Here is an 18,695-nt window from a genome sequence, read left to right on the forward strand (position 1 = left end):
TGCGTCAATGCGTCAATACGTGCTTACGCGGTCTGCTCCTGCTGCTTGCGCCAGCGGATGCCGGCCTCCAGGAAGCCGTCGATCTCGCCGTCGAGCACCGCCTGCGGGTTGCCGACCTCGAAATCCGTCCGCAGGTCCTTGACCATCTGGTACGGGTGCAGGACGTACGAGCGCATCTGGTTGCCCCAGGAGCTTCCGCCGTCCTTGAGGGCGTCCATCTTGTCCTTCTCCTCCTGGCGGCGCCGCTCCAGCAGCTTGGCCTGGAGCACGTTCATCGCGCTGGCCTTGTTCTGGATCTGCGAGCGCTCGTTCTGGCAGGAGACGACGATGCCGGTAGGCAGGTGCGTGATGCGCACCGCCGAGTCGGTCGTGTTGACGCCCTGGCCGCCGGGGCCGGAGGCGCGGTACACGTCGACGCGCAGCTCGGTCTCGTCGATCTCGACGTGGTCGCTGGTCTCGACGACCGGCAGCACCTCGACGCCCGCGAAGGAGGTCTGGCGGCGGCCCTGGTTGTCGAAGGGCGAGATGCGCACGAGGCGGTGCGTGCCCTGCTCGACCGAGAGCGTGCCGTAGGCGTACGGGGCCTTGACGACGAAGGTGGTCGACTTGATGCCGGCCTCTTCCGCGTACGAGGTCTCGTAGATCTCGGTGGAGTAGCCGTGGCGCTCGGCCCAGCGCAGGTACATGCGCTGGAGGCGCTCGGCGAAGTCGGAGGCGTCGACGCCGCCGGCCTCGGCACGGATGTTGACCAGCGCCTCGCGCTCGGCGTACTCGCCGGAGAGCAGGGTGCGGACCTCCATCTCGTCCAGCGCCTTGCGTACGGAGACCAGCTCGGTCTCCGCCTCCGCCAGGGTGTCCGCGTCGTCCATCTCCTGGGCGAGGTCGAACAGCACCGCGAGGTCGTCGATGCGGCCGCGCAGGGTCTCGGTCTTGCGGACCTCGGCCTGGAGGTGCGAAAGCTTGCTCGTGATCTTCTGAGCGGCCTCCGGGTCGTCCCACAGGGACGGCGCGGCGGCCTGCTCCTCGAGCACGGCGATTTCTGCCCTCAGCTTGTCGAGGTCCAGGACGGCCTCGATCGACCCCATGGTCGAGGAGAGGGACTTCAGCTCTTCGGAAACATCGACGACTGCCACGGGTCCAGCGTAGCCGGTCCGCGGGCGGCACTGTCCGGGCAGGCCGGATCACCCGTTCTGGTGAGTGGGCGAACGGGCGTACCCTCACGGTATGACTCTGCTCCTCGTCAAGCGCCGCCATGTGGACCACATGCGTGTCACGACGACGAGCTGTCTGCCGCCGGACCATCCCCAAGCCTGATCCACCCCGATCCGACTTGGTCCTGTACGCGGCCCAAGCGGCTCCGGCGCCATCCCTGCCGGCGGCCCTCCCCATCCGCTGCCCCGACACCTCTGGGGAACAGGACCCCGTGACATCCGAAACGGAGCCGTCATGCCGTCCGCGCACCACGATCTCTCTGCCGATTCCGCAGTTCCCGCCCTTCCCGTCATCGACCTTTCCCAGGCCGACGACCCGGCCCAGCGGGGCGACTTCCTGAAGAAGCTGCACGCCGTGGCCCGGGACACGGGCTTCCTGTACCTCACCGGGCACGGGATCACCGAGGCGGAGACCGCCCGCATCCTTGAGCTGACCAGGGCTTTCTTCGCCCTGCCGGAGGCCGACCGGCTCGCGGTGAGCAATCTGAACTCGCCGCACTTCCGCGGGTACACCCGCATCGGCCACGAGCTGACCGGCGGGGCCTCCGACTGGCGCGACCAGCTGGACGTCGGCGCCGAGCGCCCGGCGCCGGCGCTGGGGCCGGACGACCCGGCGTACCTGTGGCTGGAGGGCCCGAACCAGTGGCCGGCGGCCCTGCCGGAGCTGCGGCCGGTGGTGCTGGAGTGGCAGGCCCGGCTGGCGGCGGTGGCCCACCGGCTGCTGCAGGAGCTGCTGACCTCGATCGGCGCGCCGTCCGACTTCTTCGACGAGGCGTTCGCGGACCGGCCGCACCTGCACACGAAGCTGATCCGCTACCCGGGATCCGCCCCCTCCGGGACCGACCAGGGGGTCGGGGCGCACAAGGACTACGGGTTCCTGACGCTGCTGCTGCAGGACTCGGTGGGCGGGCTCCAAGTACGGCAGGGGGACGGGTTCCTGGACATCCCGCCGCTGCCGGGGGCGTTCGTGGTCAACCTGGGCGAGCTGCTGGAGATCGCGACGGAGGGGTACCTGGTGGCCACGGACCACCGGGTGGTCAGCCCGCCGGGGGCGGTGGAGCGGTACTCGGTGCCGTTCTTCTACAACCCGCGGCTGGACGCGGTGGTCGAGACGGTGCCGGGCGAGTACCTGCGGTCGGCTCCGGGGGTCGCGCACGACGCGTCGAACCCGCTGCACGCGGAGTACGGCCGCAACGAGCTCAAGGGCTGGACCCGGGCCCACCCGTCGGTGGCCCGCCGCTGGCACCCGGAACTGGTCGAGGCGTAACCCCGGCCCGCGCAGCGGCCCCGGCCCGCTCGCCGGTCCGGTCCGGTCCGGCTGCAGGCCGGGTACGGCTACGGCTACGGCTTCGCCGGGGTCGAGTGCTTCGTGTCCTGGGGCGGCGCCTCGTCGCCGGACGCCGCCAGCCAGGTGCCCACGCCGAGCGCGGCGGCCAACACCACGGCCCCCGCCGTCAGGGCGAGCCGCCGCTTGCGGGCCGTCTCCGCACGGTGGCGGGCCGACCCCGGCCGGTGGCCGCCCGCAGGGCGCGGCACCCGGGCCGTGCCCAGCGCGCCCCCGGCCAGCTCGTCCGGTCCCGGAACCCTCATCGAGGTGTGCGTGTCCCGGTTCGAGTCGGTCGCGGAGCCCGGCACCAGCGGGACCACGCCACGCCGCCGCACCGGGTCCGCCTCCGAGACGGACTCCGCCGGCTCCGGATCCGGGTCCGGTTCGTACGGCTCGTCCACGTCCAGCGGCGGCATCCCGGCCAGGAGCGGGAGCAGGTCCCGCAGCCGGGCCGAGAGCTCCGAGGCCCGCAGCCGTGAGGCCGGCGCCTTCGCCAGGCACTGCACGATCAGCTGCCACAGCTCGTCCGGGATCCCGGGGAGCGGGACCACCGTCTCCGTCACGTGCCGCCGCAGCACCGCGCCCGGGTGCCCGCCGCCGAACGGCGTGAAACCCGCCAGCAGCTCGTACAGCACGGTGGCCAGGGCATATATGTCAACCGCCGCCCGCGGCGGCAGGCCCTCCACGATCTCCGGAGCCAGGTAGTCCGGCGTGCCGATGATCCGGGTCGTCGGGGCCGAGGCCCGCGCGCCCGGCGCCCCGGACGCCCGCCGCGGCGAGTCGATCAGCTTGGCCACTCCGAAGTCGGTCAGCAGCGCCGGATGCGAGCCTCCGGGCCCGAGCGGCCCCTGCATGTCCAGCAGGACGTTCTCCGGCTTCACGTCCCGGTGCACGACCCCCGCCGCATGCGCCGCCGCCAGCGCGTCCGCGACGTCCGCGACGATCGCCACGGCCGCCTCGGGGGCGAGCCGCCGCTCCCGGTCGAGGCGCGTGCGCAGGTCCGTACCGCGTACGAGGTCCATGACCAGGGCCAGGTCGTTGCCGTCGACGACGAGGTCGCGGACGGAGACGACGTGCGGGTGGTCCAGGCCGAGCAGCGCGCTGCGCTCCTGGACGAAGCGTCCGACCAGCTCCTGGTCGGACGCGAGGTCCTCGCGCAGCAGTTTGACGGCGACGGGCCCGTCCGGCCCCTCGCCCAGCCACACCGTGCCCGCGCTGCCGCGCCCCAGGATCTGGTGCGCGGTGTACCGGCTGCCGATCTTCCGTGCCACGACTGCTCCCTCAGCGGCTGGCGTACGCACCAAAGCTACGCGGCCGGATGGGGGTTGAACGCCCCGGAACGCGGCGACCTTCACTTCTGGGGGCGAAATCACGTCCCAGAAGTCGACAAATCCACAACCCAGTCCGCGAACCTGCCTGCGAACCGGTCCCCGAAGCCAGCGCTACGGGGCCCCGGTTCAGGGCGTGCCGCTGCCCGAGCCGCCGCTGCCCGTGGAGTCGCCGATCGCGCTGACCCAGTCGGCGATGTCGGAGCCCCAGGTCCACAGCTGGTCCCACCAGCCCTTGCCGGTGCCGACCCACTCCTGGAGCGGGGTGAGTTCCCAGACCAGCCAGCCCGCCACCACGAACAGCAGGATCAGGACCAGGCAGCCCTTGAGGCAGCCCAGGCCCGGGATCTTGACCGGGTTGGCGCTGCGGGGGCGCGGTTCGCGCGGCTCCCGGGGGGCGCGCGGCGGCGGGGCCTGCGGGGGCTGCTGCTGCGGGGGCGCCTGCCGCTGGGGCTGGGGCTGCCGCTGTGGCTGCTGGTACGGGGCCTGCTGCGGCTGCTGGTATTGCTGGGGCGGCGGCTGCTGCTGGTAGTACGGCTGCTGCGGGGGCTGCTGGTACTGCGGCTGCTGCTGGTACTGCTGGGGCGGCGGGCCCTGGCGGTACTGCGGGGGCTGCTGGGGCCGCTGCTGCGGAGGCGGGGGCGCCTGCCGCTGCGGACGGCGGCGCAGCGGGTCCTCGGCCGGGTCGAGGTACTGCATCTGCGTCTGCTCGTTGCGGTCGCGCGCGGCCTGCATCTGCGACTGCCACGGGTGCGGCTGGTCCGGCCGCTGCACCGGGGGCATGACCGAGGTCGGGTCCGCCCCGGGGCCGCCGGGGCCGCCCGTGCTGGGCAGCACCGAGGTGGCGTCGGCCGCACCGACCGGCGGGAGCACGCTGGTCATGCCGTTCGGGTCGTACGCGCCCATCGGCGACGCGGCGGCGACGCCACCGCCCGCGCTCCCGGGGACCGGCGCCGGCGAGGGGTCGGGTGCCAGCAGCGCGCCGACTCCGAGGGCGGCCTCCACCTCGGAGGGGGCGCTGTGCACGCCGATGCCGGAGGCGACCACGCGCAGTCCGCGGGCCAGGTTCTCGGCGCTGGGGCGCTCGTTCGGCTCCTTGCGCAGGCAGCGCTCGATGACGATCCAGAGCGGCTCGGGCACGTTCGGCGGCCGCTGCGGGTCCTCGCTGAGGTGGCGGTGGAGGACTTCGAGGGCGGTGCCTCCGGCGAACGGCGGGCGGCCGGTGACCAGTTCGTAGAGCAGGATGCCGGCGCCGTAGATGTCGACGGCGGAGGTCTGCGGGCGGCCCTCGGCGGATTCGGGGGCCACGTAGGCGGGGGTGCCGACGAACTCGTGCGTGCGCGTCAGGCCCGGGGAGTCGGCGAGGCGCGCGATGCCGAAGTCGGTGAGCATCGGCTTCATCTGGCCGCCGCGCTCGTCGAGCAGGACGTTGGCGGGCTTCAGATCGCGGTGGACCACGCCGTCGGCGTGGCTGGCGGCGAGCGCGTCCGCGATCTGGGCGGTCAGCAGGCTCGCGGCGACCGGCGTGAAGGGGCCGTTCTGCCGGATGTACTTGTGCAGGTCCGGGCCGTCGATCAGGTCCATGACGAGGGCGAGCAGATCGCCCTCGACGACGAGGTCGCGGGTGCGCACGATGTTGGGGTGCGTCAGGCGCAGCAGGACCGAGCGCTCACGCAGGAAGCGCATGACGATGTCCGCGTCCTGGGCCAGCTCCTCCTTGAGGACCTTGATGGCCACGGTCTCGCCGGGCTGCCCGGCGACGGCTGCCTCCGCGCCGGCGGTCTCCCGCTGGCGGGCACGCCAGACGGTGCCCGTGGCGCCGCGTCCGAGCGGCTCCTCGAGCAGGTACTTGCTGCCGACTGGCCGCACGTCTCGCGCTCCCTGCTGTCGTCCTGCTGTGGTTCGTTTGTGGTTCGTTTTGCGGTTCGTTTTGTGGTTCGTTTTTCCGGCCCACTCTAGGGGGTGTCTCCGGGGAAGACGCGGGGTGCCGGAGGTTGGTTGCCGCACATTTGTACGAAGGGTGAGGTTTGGGGGGTATGCCGGGGGCGATTTTCCCCGGCCGTCCGCGAGTTTTCGGCCGGGCTCCGCGCCCGGGCGTGTACGCGACACGCGCAGGGGTGTGATCATTCAAGATCATTTATTGCCGGGTGCCGGGCGTGTTGTCAGTGACAGGTGCGAGGATGCACCCGTACGGAACGGCCGGGACGGGAGCCCGCGTTCCGGGCAGACCTGACCGGACGACGCGCCGTGCCGGGTGGGGGGTTGATCGGGGCAGCCATGCCCCGCCGTACCCCTGCCGGGCGCACGCACCGCGCACCGCGCAGAAGGGACCGCTGACGGCGATGCAGATCCGGCTGACCGTCCTTGGGTCGCGCAGCGGCCACCAGACCGCGCCCGCCGGCTGTGACGTGCTCGTCACCGCGCCCGTGGGCACCGCGCTCGCCGCCGTGGCCTCCGGGCTGGCGGCGACCGTCGGCGGGCCCGACACCGGCGGCACGGTCGTGCTGTACGCCGGTACGGAGCGGCTCGACCTCCAGCGGCGGGTGCTCGGGGAGCCGCCGCTGGTGGACGGGGCGGTGCTGGGGCTGCACGCGCCGGTGCCGGGCGTCCTGCCGGACGGGGACGTCCTGCCGGACGGGACGGACGGCGCGCAGCTGCACGTGGTGGCGGGGCCGGACGCGGGCGGGGTGCACCTGCTGCACCCGGGGGCGATCCGGATCGGGCGCTCGGCCGACGCGGATGTCCCGCTGGACGATCCGGATGTCTCGCGGCTGCACTGCGCGGTGACGGTGATGCCGGACGGGCGGGTGGCCGTGGCCGACCTGGACTCGACGAACGGCACGACGGTGGACGGCGCCGTGGTGGGCGCGCGGCCGGTGGCGCTGGCGCCGGGGGCGCTGCTCCGCATCGGCGAATCGACACTCCGCCTGGCCCCCGACACCCCGGCCCCGCTCCGGGTGGTCCCGGACCTGGAAGGCCACCTGTCCCTCCCGGCCGCCCCCGGCGGCGACTCCGCAGCCGGGCACTACGGCGAGGCCGGTCCCGGCGCTGGGCGCCCCGGCGAGGCCGGTCCCGGCACGGGGTGGACCGGCGAGGGCGACGGGCGCCGGGGAGCCGGCTCGGGCCGGGAGCCCGGTGCGGCCGCCGGCGCCTCCGGCGCGGGGTGGAGCGGTGGGACCGGCGGCCCGCAGGGGTCGTTCCCCCACCCCGCCCCTTCCCGAAACGGGGGCTCCGCCCCCGACCCCGACGAGCACCGCCCGGGGCTGCGCCCCGACGCGGCTTCGCCGTCCCACCCCGGCTCCTCGGGCGCCGGGTGGACCGGCGGTCCCGACTCCGGCCGATCGCCCGGCACAGCCGCGCCCGCCACCCCGTCCGGCGACGCGTGGGCCGGCGCGGGGCGCGGCCGTTCCGTGCCCGGCTGGAGCGGCGCGGCCGCTCCCGGCGGCACCGGCCGCCCCCCGGCCGAGCCCGGTTCCGCTTCCGGCGCCGACGCACCCCGTACGGCACGGGAGACCGGCGCAGCCGGGGCCGGACGGGGCGGCGCGGCCGCAGCAGAGTCGGGCTCAGCACCCGGCGCAGCCGGGGCCGGACGGGACGGCGCAGCCTCACCCGGCATGGGCAGGGAGACCGGCGCAGCCGGGGCCGGCCGTACGGGCGGGTCCGGGGCCGGGTGGGGCGGCTCAGCCGCACCCCGCACGGCACGGGAGGCCGGTACCGGCGGGGCCGGCGCCCGGTGGGCCGGCGGACCCGACTCCGGCGCCGCCGGGGCCGGGGGGAGCGGCGCGGGCGGCTCGGGCTCGGGCGGGTTCTCCGGGGTCGTTCCGGGCGGCGGCGTGCGCATCGGCGCGCCCGGCACGGACCAGGCCGAGGCCGGCAGCGGCGGGCAGCGGGCGCGGAAGCGGGGGCTCGGGGCCTGGGCCCGGAAGTGGGTGCGGGGGGAAGAGGACCCCGGGTACGGGAGCGCCGCCGCCGAAGCCGTCGCGGCCGCCGCGCCCGATGCCGATGATCCCGCCACGCTGCTGCTCGCCGCGCTGGGGCCCACCCGGCGGCTCTGGTCCCGGGGCCGGGGGCGGCTCGACGTCGGGCTCGGGGCCGGGAGCCGGGTCGCGTTCCAGGAGGTCGGCTCGCTCGGTATCGCCGGGCCCCGCGCCCGGCTGACCGGGGTCGCCCGGTCCGTCGTCGCCCAGCTCGCCGGCCTGCACGGGCCGGGCGAGCTGGAGATCGTGCTCCTCGCCGCCGACCGCGCCCGAGGCCTCGCCGAGCGGCGCGCCGACTGGGGCTGGCTCGGCTGGCTGCCGCACGTACGGCCCGCGCACGGCCAGGACTGCCGCCTGCTCCTCGCGTACGACCGCGACCAGGCCGCCGCCCGCACCGCCGAGCTGACCCGCCGCCTCGACGAGGGCCCCGTCGGTGAAAGCCCCGTCGGCGAGGCCCATCAGGGCCCGTACACGCTCCTCGTCGTCGACGGCGATCCCGGTGCGGGCGCGCTGCGCGACATCACGGGCCGGCTCACCGCCCACGGCCCGGCCGCCGGGATCCACCTCCTCGTGCTCGCCGAGACGCCGGCCGCCACGCCCGGCTCCCCGCTCACGCAGACGTACGAGGCCGCCTGCGCGAGCAGCCCCGCCTTCCGGGGCTGCGGCGCGGCCGCCCTGCTCAGCGGCGATGTGGCCACCACCGTACGGACGTTCACGGTGACCGGCGGCAAGCCGTCCCCGCCCGGGACCACCGCCACCGCCGACGCCGTCTCCGCCGCCTGGGCCGAGCGCTTCGCCCGGGCCCTGGCCCCGCTGCGCGCCGAGCCCTCCCCCGCCGGGCCCCGCCCGGCCCTCGCCGCCGCGCTCCCCAACACCGCCCGCCTGCTGGACGAGCTCGGCCTCGCCCGGGCCACCCCGGCCTCCCTGATGGCCCGTTGGGCCGCCACCACCGACCAGGGGCAGGGGGTCGGCGGCCGCGCCGAGCTCGTGCTCGGCAGCGGCCGGCGCGGCCCGATCGGCGCCGAGCTGGTCCAGGACGGCCCGCACCTGCTCATCGAGGGGCCCGCCGGCAGCGGTCGTACGGAGCTGCTGCGCTCGGTGGCCGCCTCGCTCGCCGCGGCCGCCCGGCCCGACCGGCTCGGGCTGGTCCTCCTCGACGGGGCCGGCGGCGAGCGCGGCGACGGGCTCCAGCCCTGCACCGAGCTCCCGCACGTCTCCGCGCACCTCGTCGCCTCCGACCCCGTCCGCATGCGGGAGTTCGCCCAGGCCCTCGGCGCCGAGCTGAAGCGCCGGGCCGAGCTCCTGGACGGGGTCCCGTTCGCCGAATGGCACGCCCGGCGGGAGGTCTCCGACCGGATGGTCACGCCCCGCCGGCCCAGCCCCGGCGAACTGCTCGGCGACCTCGACCCGCAGCGCACCGGCACGCTCCGGCTGCGCGCCTCCGCCGTGCGCACCGACCCGGCGGGGCCTAGCCCGCTACCCCGTCTGGTGGTGCTGGTGGACGACTTCGACGCGCTGGTCGCGCCGGGGCTCGGCAGTACGGGCCGGCCCGCCGCCGGATCCGTCGTACGGGCGCTGGAGGCGGTGGCCCGCGACGGCGCCCGGCTCGGGGTTCACCTGGTGGCCACCAGCGCCCGCCCCGACCGTACGGCCGACACCGAGCTGGCCCGTACGAACCCGCTGCGGATCGATCTGGACGGCCCCGACCAGCCGGGCCCCGGCCGCGGCCGGCTGCGGTACGCCGACGGGCGGACGGTCCCGTTCCAGGGCGGCCGGGTGACCGGCCGGATCCCTCGGACGGCGACGCAGCGGCCGACCGTGGTGCCGGTGGAGTGGGAGCGGATGGGCGATCCCCCGGCCCGCCGGCCCGTGCGCGAGCTGGGCAACGGCCCCACCGACCTGGCGCTGCTGGCGAGCGCCCTGGACCGGGCCTCGCATCTGGTCTCGGCGATACCCGTGCTGTTCCCGCCCTCCCCCTGAGCCGGCCCGGAAGACCGCGCCGCGGTTCGACGCGGTATTGCGGGGGTGCGCGGCTCGGCGTAGACCTTGTGGGACGAGTCACACCACGGGCACACCACGGGCATCGGGGGCAGAGCCATGCGAAGGCACGGAACGGGCCGTACGAAGAACCGTAGCCGCACGGGCAACCGGAGAAGGAGCCGTGCCGCCGTCTGGACGGCCCTCGCGGCCGCGGGCGCGCTGGCCCTCGCCGGCTGCGGGGACGGCGGGGACGAGAAGGCCGACCCGCCGCCGGGCGGGGAGTCGTCCCCGCAGGCCCGGCCGCCGGTCGAATTACCGAAGCTGCCCGGCGAGAAGCTGGAGGTCGCGGCGGTCTGGACGGGTCCGGAGCAGGCGAACTTCACGAAGGTCCTGAAGGAGTTCGAGAAGCGTACGGGTGCCACGGTCACCTTCGTCCCGGCCCAGGACCCGATCGTCACCTTCCTCGGTACGAAGATCGCGGGCGGCCAGCCGCCGGACGTGGCGCTGCTCCCGCAGGTCGGGGCCCTGACCGCCGCCGTGCAGAACAAGTGGGTGCAGCCGGTCGGCCCGGAGGCCAAGGCGCAGCTCGACGCGAACTACGCGGACGGCTGGAAGAAGCTGGGCGCGGTCGACGGCACCCAGTACGGCGTGTACTACAAAGCCGCCGACAAGTCGCTGATCTGGTACAACGCGAAGGCCTTCAAGGCGGCGGGCGTGCAGCCCCCGAAGACGTGGAAGGAACTGCTGGAGGCGGCCGACACCCTCTCCGCCTCCGGCACCCCGGCGGTGTCGGTGGCCGGTGCGGACGGCTGGACCCTCACCGACTGGTTCGAGAACGTCTACCTCTCCCAGGCGGGTCCGCAGAAGTACGACCAGCTGGCCAAGCACGAGATCAAGTGGACGGACGCCAGCGTCAAGCAGGCGCTGACCACGCTCGGTGAGCTGTTCGGGCGCAAGGACTTCCTGGCGGGCGGGGCGAGCGGGGCGCTGTCCACCGAGTTCCCGAAGTCGGTGACGCAGACCTTCACCGGCGGCGACCGCCCGGCGGCCGCGATGGTCTTCGAGGGCGACTTCGTGGCGGTGAACATCGCGCAGACGGAGGCGAAGGTGGGCGAGGACGCCCTCGTCTTCGACTTCCCGGCGGTCGGCGCCAAGCCGCCCGTCATCTCGGGCGGTGACGTGGCGGTCGCGCTGAAGCCGTCGAAGGGCGCGCAGGCGCTGCTGACCTTCCTGGCGTCCCCGGACGCGGCGGAGATCCAGGCTCGCGAGGGCGGGTTCATCTCCCCGAACAAGGCGGTGAATCCGGGCGCCTATCCGAACGCCATCCAGCGGGACATCGCCAAGTCCCTGATCGCGGCGGGCGACGACTTCCGCTTCGACATGTCGGACCAGGCCCCGGCGGCGTTCGGCGGGACCCCCGGCGCCGGCGAGTGGAAGGCGCTCCAGGACTTCCTGGCGAACCCGTCGGACGTGGCGGGCACCCAGGCCAGACTGGAGGCGGACGCGGCCAAGGCCTACGGGAACTGATCCCGTGGCAGCCAAGACCACCTCGCCCACCAGGGCCACGGCCGCCAAGGCCAGGGCCGCCGCGACGGCACGGTCCGCGGAGATCCGGCGCCGGCGCCTCGTCGCGGCGGCGTTCCTCCTGCCCACCCTGGTGCTGCTGGGCGCGCTCGTCGTCCACCCGATCGGCTACTCCCTCTACCGCAGCTTCTTCGACCGCACCGGCGACACGTTCGTGGGCGGCGGCAACTACACGGAGATCCTGCACGACGACACGATCCGCACGGCCCTGAGGAACACGGCCCTGTGGGTGGTGCTGGCCCCGACCACCGCCACCGCCCTCGGACTGATCTTCGCGGTGCTCACCGAACGCGTGCGCTGGGGCACGGCGTTCAAGCTGCTCGTCTTCATGCCGATGGCCATCTCGATGCTGGCGGCCGGCATCATCTTCCGGCTCGTGTACGACCACGATCCCGACCGGGGCATCGCGAACGCGGTCTGGGTCGGGGTGCACGACACCTTCGCGGAGTCCTCGGCCTTCCCGAAGGCCCGCCCGGGCCGCGACTCCCCGCTGGTCCCGGCCGCGGGGTCCGACGCGGGCGGCTTCACGACCCGTGATCCCGTACGGGCGGGCGTGCCGGTGCTGCTCCCGCTGGTCGGCGTGGCCCCGGAGGACCTGCCCGGGGGGACCCGTACGGCCAGGGCCGCCCCCGCCGAGCCCGGCAAGGTCACCGGGACGGTCTGGCAGGACTTCACCCGGGGCGGGGGCGGTCGTACGAACGCGGTCGACCCGTCCGAGTCGGGGCTGGCCGGGATCCGGGTCGAGGCGGTCAAGGACGGCCGGGTGGTCGACTCGGCGACGGCCCGCCCGGACGGCACGTTCACCCTGTCCGCGAAGGCCGACGGGGCGCTGCTGCGGCTGCCCGCGTCGAACTTCCGCGAGGCGTACGCGGGGGTGGAGTGGCTCGGCCCGACGCTGGTGACGCCGGCGGTGATCGGGGCGTACGTATGGATGTGGGCCGGTTTCGCGATGGTGCTGATCGGGGCCGGGCTGGCCGCCGTACCGCGTGAGCTGCTGGAGGCGGCGCGGGTGGACGGGGCGAACGAGTGGCAGGTGTTCCGCCGGGTCACCGTGCCGCTGCTGGCGCCCCTGCTGGCGGTGGTCCTCGTCACCCTCGTCATCAACGTGATGAAGATCTTCGACCTGGTCTTCGTGATCGCGCCCGGCTCGGTGCAGGACGACGCGAACGTCCTGGCCCTCCAGCTGTACCGCACCTCCTTCGGCACCGATGCCGATCCGGGGCTGGGCAGCGCCATCGCGGTGCTGCTGCTGGTGCTGGTGGTCCCGGTCATGCTCTACAACATCCGCAGGCTGCGGAAGGAGAGGACCCGATGAGCGCCGCCGCGCAGGCCCGCCCGGGGGCACGCAGCACCGGGGCCCGTACCGCTGCCCGGGCCGGTGCCCGGGCCGGCCGGCTCGCCGCCGGGGCCGCGGCCGGGGCCGTCCGGGTGTTCCTGGTACTGGCCGCGCTGTTCTGGCTGGTGCCCACGCTCGGGCTGCTGATCTCCTCCTTCCTCTCCCCCACCGACCTGAACAAGGGCGGCTGGTGGCAGGCGCTGACCGCCCCGACCCGGCTGACGGCCGACAACTACGGACGGTTGCTGGCCAACGACACCATCACCAGCGCCCTGCTCAGCACCGTGGCCATCGCGGTCCCGGCGACCCTGCTCGTGGTCACCCTGGGCTCGCTCGCCGGATACGCCTTCGCCTGGCTGGAGTTCCCGGGACGGGACTGGCTGTTCCTGATCGTGGTCGGGCTGCTCGTCGTCCCCGTACAGGTGGCGCTGATCCCGGTCTCGGAACTCTTCGGCGCCATCGGGCTGTTCGAGACCACGGCCGGAGTGGTCCTGTTCCACACCGCGTTCGGGCTGCCGTTCGCCATCTTCCTGCTGCGCAACTTCTTCGCGGAGATCCCGCGCGAGCTGCTGGAGGCGGCCCGCCTCGACGGAGCGGGCGAACTACGGCTGTTCGCCCGGGTGGTGCTGCCGCTGGGCGCTCCGGCGATCGCCTCGCTCGGCATCTTCCAGTTCCTGTGGGTGTGGAACGACATGCTGGTGGCGCTGGTGTTCGCGGACTCGGCGCACCCGCCCATCACGGTCGCCCTCCAGCAGCAGGTACGGCAGTTCGGCAACAACATCGACGTGCTGGCCCCCGGCGCGTTCCTGTCGATGCTCGTCCCGCTGGTCGTCTTCTTCGCCTTCCAGCGGCAGTTCGTCTCGGGGGTGATGGCGGGAGCGATCAAGTAGGACACACGGACACGCCGGTTGACGTGCGACGTTGACGCTGGGTAACCCGAATGCCACACGCTGCGTAACCCGATCGCCACGCCGGGGGTTCCTTGGCAAAATGCCCGCGCCGACCCCTGGATGTGCCGTGCCCCGGTTCAGCGTCATCGTGCCCGCGTACAAGGTTCAGGCGTACCTCCAGGAGAGTCTGGACTCGGTCCTGTCCCAGTCGTTCCCGGATCTGGAACTGATCGCGGTCGACGACGCCTCCCCGGACGCCTGCGGTTCGATCATCGACGAGTACGCGGCCCGGGACCCCCGGGTGACCGCCGTGCACCTGGCGCACAACCTCGGCCTGGGCCCGGCCCGCAACGCGGGCCTGGCCCGGGCCACCGGCGATTACCTGCTCTTCCTCGACGGCGACGACACCCTCGCCCCCGGCGCCCTCCAGGCCATCACCGACCGGCTCAAGGACACCGGCTCCCCGGACGTCCTCGTCTACGACTACGCGCGCACCTTCTGGACCGGGGAGCTCGTACGCAACCGCCTCGCGCACCGGCTGTCCGAGGAGGGCCCGGCCAGCTTCCGCCTCGCCGACCGCCCGGCCCTGCTCGGCATGCTGATGGTCGTGTGGAACAAGGCGTACAGCCGCGAGTACGCGGAGCGCGAGGGCCTGGAGTTCCCGCCCGGCTTCTACGAGGACACCCCCTGGACCTACCCGGCGCTGCTGGCCGCCGAGTCCATCGCCGTCCTGGACCGGGTGTGCGTGCACTACCGCCAGCGGCGCACCGGCTCGATCCTGACCACCACCAGCCGCCGCCACCTGGAGATCTTCGACCAGTACGACCGGGTCTTCGGCCACCTCGGCACCCGCCCCGAGCTGGAGCGCTGGCGCCCCACCGTGCACCGGCGGATGGCCGAGCACTTCTGCGCCCTGTACGCCGACCCGCGCCGCCTCCCGCGCGCCTGCCGGGCCGAGTTCTTCCACCGGGCCTCCGCGCTGCTGCGCCGCTACCGGGCCGTCGGCTCGCCCCCGCTGTCGCTGTCGCGCACCGACCGGATCCGGCACCTGCTGATGCGGCTCGGCGTGCGCCGTACGTACCGCACTCTGTCGGTGCTCCGCTCGGCCGCGCCGGCGGCGGGGGGCGCCGGGGTGTCGCTGTGGCGGGGCCTGCGCGAGAGCGCGCTGCGGCTGCACTACCGCTGCCAGCGGCTTCTGCCGCTGCGCCCGGAGCTGGCGGTGTTCTCCGCGTACTGGCACGGCGGCTACGCCTGCAACCCGGCGGCCATCGAGGCCAAGCTGCGCGAGCTCGCGCCCCGGATGCGGACGGCGTGGATCTGCGATCCGCAGCACGCGGCGACGCTCCCGGCACAGACGGCCGTGCTCCGCCCGGGCTCGGCGGCGTACTGGACGGCGCTGGCCAGGGCCACGTACCTCACCACGAACGTCAACTTCGAGCGCGCCCTGGTCAAGCGGCCGGGCCAGGTCCTGCTCCAGACCCAGCACGGCACCCCGCTCAAGCGGGTCGGCCTGGACCTCCAGGACCGGCCGGCGGCCACCCCGACGACGGATTTCGCGGGCTTGCTGCGCGGGGCGGACCAGTGGGACTACCTGCTGTCCGCGAACCGCCACTCCACCCTGGTGTGGGAGAAGGCGATCCCGTCCTCGTACACCACGCTGGAGTACGGCTACCCGCGCAACGACGCCTTCCACCGGGCCACCCTGGACGACGTGGTGGCGCTGCGCGAGCGCCTGGGCATCCCGCTCGGCTCGACGGCGATCCTGTACGCGCCGACCCACCGCGACTACCGGCGCAGCCGGCCCGAACACCTGGACTTCGAGCGGGTGCTGCGGGATCTGGGCCCGCGCTTCACGATCCTGACGCGTACGCACCTGACGTACGCGGACATGCCCGGCCTGCCGGTGCGCCACCCGCGCCTGGTCGACGTCTCCGGGTACCCGTCGGTGGAGGAACTCTGCCTGGCCTCGGACGCGTTGGTGACGGACTACTCGTCGCTGATGTTCGACTACGCGGCGCTGGACCGGCCGATCGTGATCCACGCGGACGACTGGGAGGCGTACGAGGCCGCCCGCGGCACGTACTTCGACCTGCGGTCCCGCCCGCCGGGGGCGATCGCCCGCACGCAGGACGAGCTGGTCGACATCTTCACGACGGGCCACTGGCAGGGCTCGCGCTCGGCGCAGCTGCGCTCGGCGTTCCGCTCCCGCTTCTGCTCGTACGACGACGGCCACGCGGCGGAGCGCGTGGTCCGCCGGGTCTTCCTGAACCAGCCGACGGCGATCCCCCCGATCACGCCCCTGGAGGACCGCCACCCGGCCCCGACAGCCCCGCCCCTCGCCCAGGAGTCCACGCTGACCGTGAGCCTCCGGCCGTAGCGAAAATCAGCCCCGCCGGCGTTTGAGGCGCGGGGGTCCGGGGGCGGAGCTCCCGGGAAACGGTGAAAGGGCGGGGCGGGGGAGAGTCCCGCGCAGCGAAGCCGTCAGCCGGCGGAGGCGGTCAACCCCGCCACCACAGACCTGGCCAGGTCATCGAGGTACCCCGCCGGGACGGCATCCCGCACGACCACCTGCCGCCAGTACAGCGGCCCGATCGCCAGATCCAAGGCCCGCCCCGGATCCGTGCCCTCGGCCAGTTCGCCCCGCGCAACGGCCTCCGACACGATCCCCTCCGCCATCCGCCGCTCCCCCTCCAGCAGCGCGCCCCGCACGGCATCCGCGATCTCCGGATTCCGCGCCGCCTCCACCAGCAGGTCCGGGATCACCGCCGATGCCACCGGATGCCGCAGCACGTGTGACATGACCTCCAGCAGGGCCCGTACGTCCCCGTACAGCGAGCCCGTCGCCGGTACCGGCAGGCCGTCCACCGCGAAGGCCCCCACCAGGTCCAGCACCAGGTGCAGCTTCGACTTCCAGCGCCGGTACACGGCCGTCTTGCCGACCCCCGCCCGCCGCGCGATGCCCTCGATGGACATCCGCGAGAACCCGACCGCGGCCAGCTCCTCCAGCACCGCGGCCCGGATCGCCTCGGTCACGTCCTCGCGCAGGACGGCGGCCCCGGCGGGGGCCCGGCGGGCGGTGGCGGCGGGAGCGGAGGCGGGTGCGGCGACAGGGTCCGTGGAGGTCATGCACCGAGCATAGCCGCGCACGCCGTCACCCACCCGTCACGACGATACGGTTGCGTTCCGTCGAATCGCCCCCTAATCTCGCCGTAGCGACGATACGGACCCGTCCCATCGCCATCCGACGCCCGACCCCCGTCGAAAGCGACCCCCGTGACAGTGACCACCCACCCCGCCGAGCCGGCGACGACATCGGCCGCGCTCGCCGATCTGGCGGCGACCCACGGCCTGACCGTCAGCGGCGCCCGCCCCTCGCTCACGAGCTACGTGCGCCAGCTCTGGGGCCGGCGCCACTTCGTGACCGCGTACGCCACCGCCCGGATGCACGCCACGTACAGCACGGCCAAGCTGGGCCAGGTCTGGCATCTGGTGACCCCGCTGCTCAACGCTGCCGTCTACTACTTCATCTTCGGCATCGTCCTGAACGCCAGCCACGACGTGCCGGACTACATCCCGTTCCTGATCACCGGCGTCTTCGTCTGGGACTTCATCGGCAGCTCCATCAACGCCTCCACCCGCGCCGTCCACGGCAACCTCGGCCTGGTCCGCGCCCTGCACTTCCCGCGCGCCAGCCTGCCCTTGTCCACGGTCGTCCAGCTGTTCCAGCAGCTGCTGGTCACCATGGGCGCGCTGGCCCTCCTGCTGCTGGCCTGTGGTCAGACCCCGTCCCTCAAGTGGCTGATGGCCGCGCCCACCCTGGCCCTGATGGCCGTCTTCTGCGCCGGCGTCGCCATGGTCATGGCCCGCATCGGCAGCAAGAGCCCGGACATCAGCCAGCTGATGCCGTTCATCCTGCGCACGTGGATGTACTCGTCCGGGGTCATGTGGTCCATCGACTCGATGCTCAAGAAGGATCACCTCGCGCACTGGGTCACCGTCGTGCTCAAGACCAACCCGGCGGCCGTCTACATCGACCTGATGCGCTACTCGCTGATCGACAGCTTCAACGCGCACGCGCTCCCGCACCACGTGTGGGCGATCGCCGTCGGCTGGGCCCTGCTCGCCGGCGTCGGCGGATTCATCTACTTCTGGAAGGCTGAGGAGGAGTACGGCCGTGGCTGACACCAAGACCGCACCCGCGACCACACCGGAGACGCCGGCGACGCCGGTCCCCGACAACCGCGTCCCCACCGTCATCGCCGACGGGGTGCACGTCATCTACAAAGTGCACGGCGCCGGCAGCCGCAAGGGCAGCAGCGCCACCGCCGCCCTCAGCCGGATCTTCTCCCGCAAGCCCGCCCCCGGCATCCGCGAGGTGCACGCCGTCAAGGGCGTCACCTTCGTCGCGTACAAGGGTGAGGCCATCGGCCTGATCGGCTCCAACGGCTCCGGCAAGTCCACCCTGCTCTCCGCGATCGCCGGCCTCCAGCCCGTGGCCCGCGGCCGGATCTACTCCCACGGCCAGCCCTCGCTCCTCGGCGTGAACGCGGCCCTGATGAACGATCTGACCGGCGAGCGCAACGTGGTCCTCGGCGGCCTCGCGATGGGCATGTCCAAGCAGCAGATCCGCGACCGCTACCAGGGCATCGTCGACTTCTCCGGCATCAACGAGAAGGGCGACTTCATCTCCCTGCCCATGCGGACGTACTCCTCCGGCATGGGAGCCCGGCTGCGCTTCTCCATCGCCGCGGCCAAGGACCACGACGTACTCATGATCGACGAGGCCCTCGCCACCGGCGACGCCGCCTTCCAGCGCCGCAGCCAGGCCCGCATCGAGGAGCTCCGCGAGCAGGCCGGCACCGTCTTCCTCGTCAGCCACAGCATCGGCACCGTCCGCGAGACCTGCGACCGGGCGATCTGGCTGGAGTCCGGCGTGCTGCGCATGGACGGCCCCGCCGACGAGGTCTGCGACGCGTACGAGAGGTTCACCTCCGGCCGCTGAGGCGGCGGAACGACCGACAGGGGACGCGGAAGGGCGGCCCGGGCCGAAGCCCGGGCCGCC

12 protein-coding genes are annotated in these 18,695 nt (G+C 73.8%); 8 read left to right on the forward strand and 4 right to left on the reverse strand.

All coding sequences use genetic code 11. From position 1 onward, the window contains the following. Positions 1-23: 23 nt before the first annotated feature. Entirely contained in the window at positions 24-1,133 is a 1,110-nt protein-coding gene (gene prfB / locus ACIQU4_RS29730) for a peptide chain release factor 2 (RefSeq protein WP_403737024.1), read from the reverse strand. A 313-nt stretch (positions 1,134-1,446) separates the two neighbouring features. Here prfB and ACIQU4_RS29735 point away from each other — a divergent pair, with 313 nt between their 5' ends. Beyond that, positions 1,447-2,478 carry an isopenicillin N synthase family dioxygenase gene (locus ACIQU4_RS29735; RefSeq protein WP_403737027.1) on the forward strand — a complete coding sequence of 344 codons (1,032 nt, stop codon included), beginning with the start codon at positions 1,447-1,449 and terminating at the stop codon, positions 2,476-2,478. A gap of 74 nt (positions 2,479-2,552) precedes the next feature. On the opposite strand, the gene ACIQU4_RS29740 is transcribed toward ACIQU4_RS29735, so the two are convergent. Together ACIQU4_RS29740 and ACIQU4_RS29745 are read right to left on the reverse strand one after the other, a co-directional pair. After that, positions 2,553-3,809, reverse strand: coding sequence for a serine/threonine-protein kinase (locus ACIQU4_RS29740; protein ID WP_403737030.1), 1,257 nt, complete (start codon positions 3,807-3,809; stop codon positions 2,553-2,555). A 186-nt stretch (positions 3,810-3,995) separates the two neighbouring features. After that, positions 3,996-5,735 (reverse strand): serine/threonine-protein kinase, encoded by a 1,740-nt coding sequence (locus tag ACIQU4_RS29745; RefSeq protein ID WP_403737033.1) that lies wholly within the window; start codon positions 5,733-5,735, stop codon positions 3,996-3,998. Positions 5,736-6,208: 473 nt separating this feature from the next. On the opposite strand from ACIQU4_RS29745, the gene ACIQU4_RS29750 reads away from it, so the two are divergent. The 5 genes from ACIQU4_RS29750 to ACIQU4_RS29770 all read left to right on the forward strand — a co-directional run bounded on the left by ACIQU4_RS29750 (position 6,209) and on the right by ACIQU4_RS29770 (position 16,010). Further along, positions 6,209-9,823: an FtsK/SpoIIIE domain-containing protein gene (locus ACIQU4_RS29750; RefSeq protein WP_403737036.1), complete on the forward strand. Its 3,615-nt coding sequence runs from the start codon at positions 6,209-6,211 to the stop codon at positions 9,821-9,823. Between the two features lie 117 nt (positions 9,824-9,940). Continuing rightward, a complete protein-coding gene (locus tag ACIQU4_RS29755) occupies positions 9,941-11,350 on the forward strand; it encodes an ABC transporter substrate-binding protein (protein ID WP_403737039.1) in 1,410 nt (469 codons plus the stop codon). A gap of 4 nt (positions 11,351-11,354) precedes the next feature. Beyond that, entirely contained in the window at positions 11,355-12,722 is a 1,368-nt protein-coding gene (locus ACIQU4_RS29760; protein ID WP_403737042.1) for a carbohydrate ABC transporter permease, read from the forward strand. Beyond that, positions 12,719-13,633 carry a carbohydrate ABC transporter permease gene (locus ACIQU4_RS29765; RefSeq protein ID WP_403737045.1) on the forward strand — a complete coding sequence of 305 codons (915 nt, stop codon included), beginning with the start codon at positions 12,719-12,721 and terminating at the stop codon, positions 13,631-13,633. The genes ACIQU4_RS29760 and ACIQU4_RS29765 overlap by 4 nt, the downstream gene beginning before the upstream one ends. A 127-nt stretch (positions 13,634-13,760) precedes the next feature. After that, on the forward strand, positions 13,761-16,010 hold the full coding sequence (locus tag ACIQU4_RS29770; RefSeq protein ID WP_403737048.1) for a CDP-glycerol glycerophosphotransferase family protein: 2,250 nt from the start codon (positions 13,761-13,763) through the stop codon (positions 16,008-16,010). A gap of 104 nt (positions 16,011-16,114) precedes the next feature. Here ACIQU4_RS29770 and ACIQU4_RS29775 read toward each other — a convergent pair whose 3' ends face one another. Next, positions 16,115-16,759, reverse strand: a complete 645-nt coding sequence (locus tag ACIQU4_RS29775; protein WP_403737050.1) for a TetR/AcrR family transcriptional regulator — start codon at positions 16,757-16,759, stop codon at positions 16,115-16,117. 147 nt (positions 16,760-16,906) lie between these two features. On the opposite strand from ACIQU4_RS29775, the gene ACIQU4_RS29780 reads away from it, so the two are divergent. Then, the gene (locus tag ACIQU4_RS29780; protein ID WP_403737053.1) at positions 16,907-17,815 is read left to right on the forward strand and encodes an ABC transporter permease; all 909 of its coding nucleotides are present in this window, start codon (positions 16,907-16,909) and stop codon (positions 17,813-17,815) included. Further along, positions 17,808-18,635 carry an ABC transporter ATP-binding protein gene (locus ACIQU4_RS29785; RefSeq protein WP_403737056.1) on the forward strand — a complete coding sequence of 276 codons (828 nt, stop codon included), beginning with the start codon at positions 17,808-17,810 and terminating at the stop codon, positions 18,633-18,635. Before ACIQU4_RS29780 ends, ACIQU4_RS29785 begins: the two co-directional genes overlap by 8 nt. The last annotated feature ends 60 nt before the right edge of the window (positions 18,636-18,695 follow it).

It is taken from the genome of Streptomyces sp. NPDC090741 (genome assembly GCF_044769045.1).
Lineage (GTDB): Bacteria > Actinomycetota > Actinomycetes > Streptomycetales > Streptomycetaceae > Streptomyces.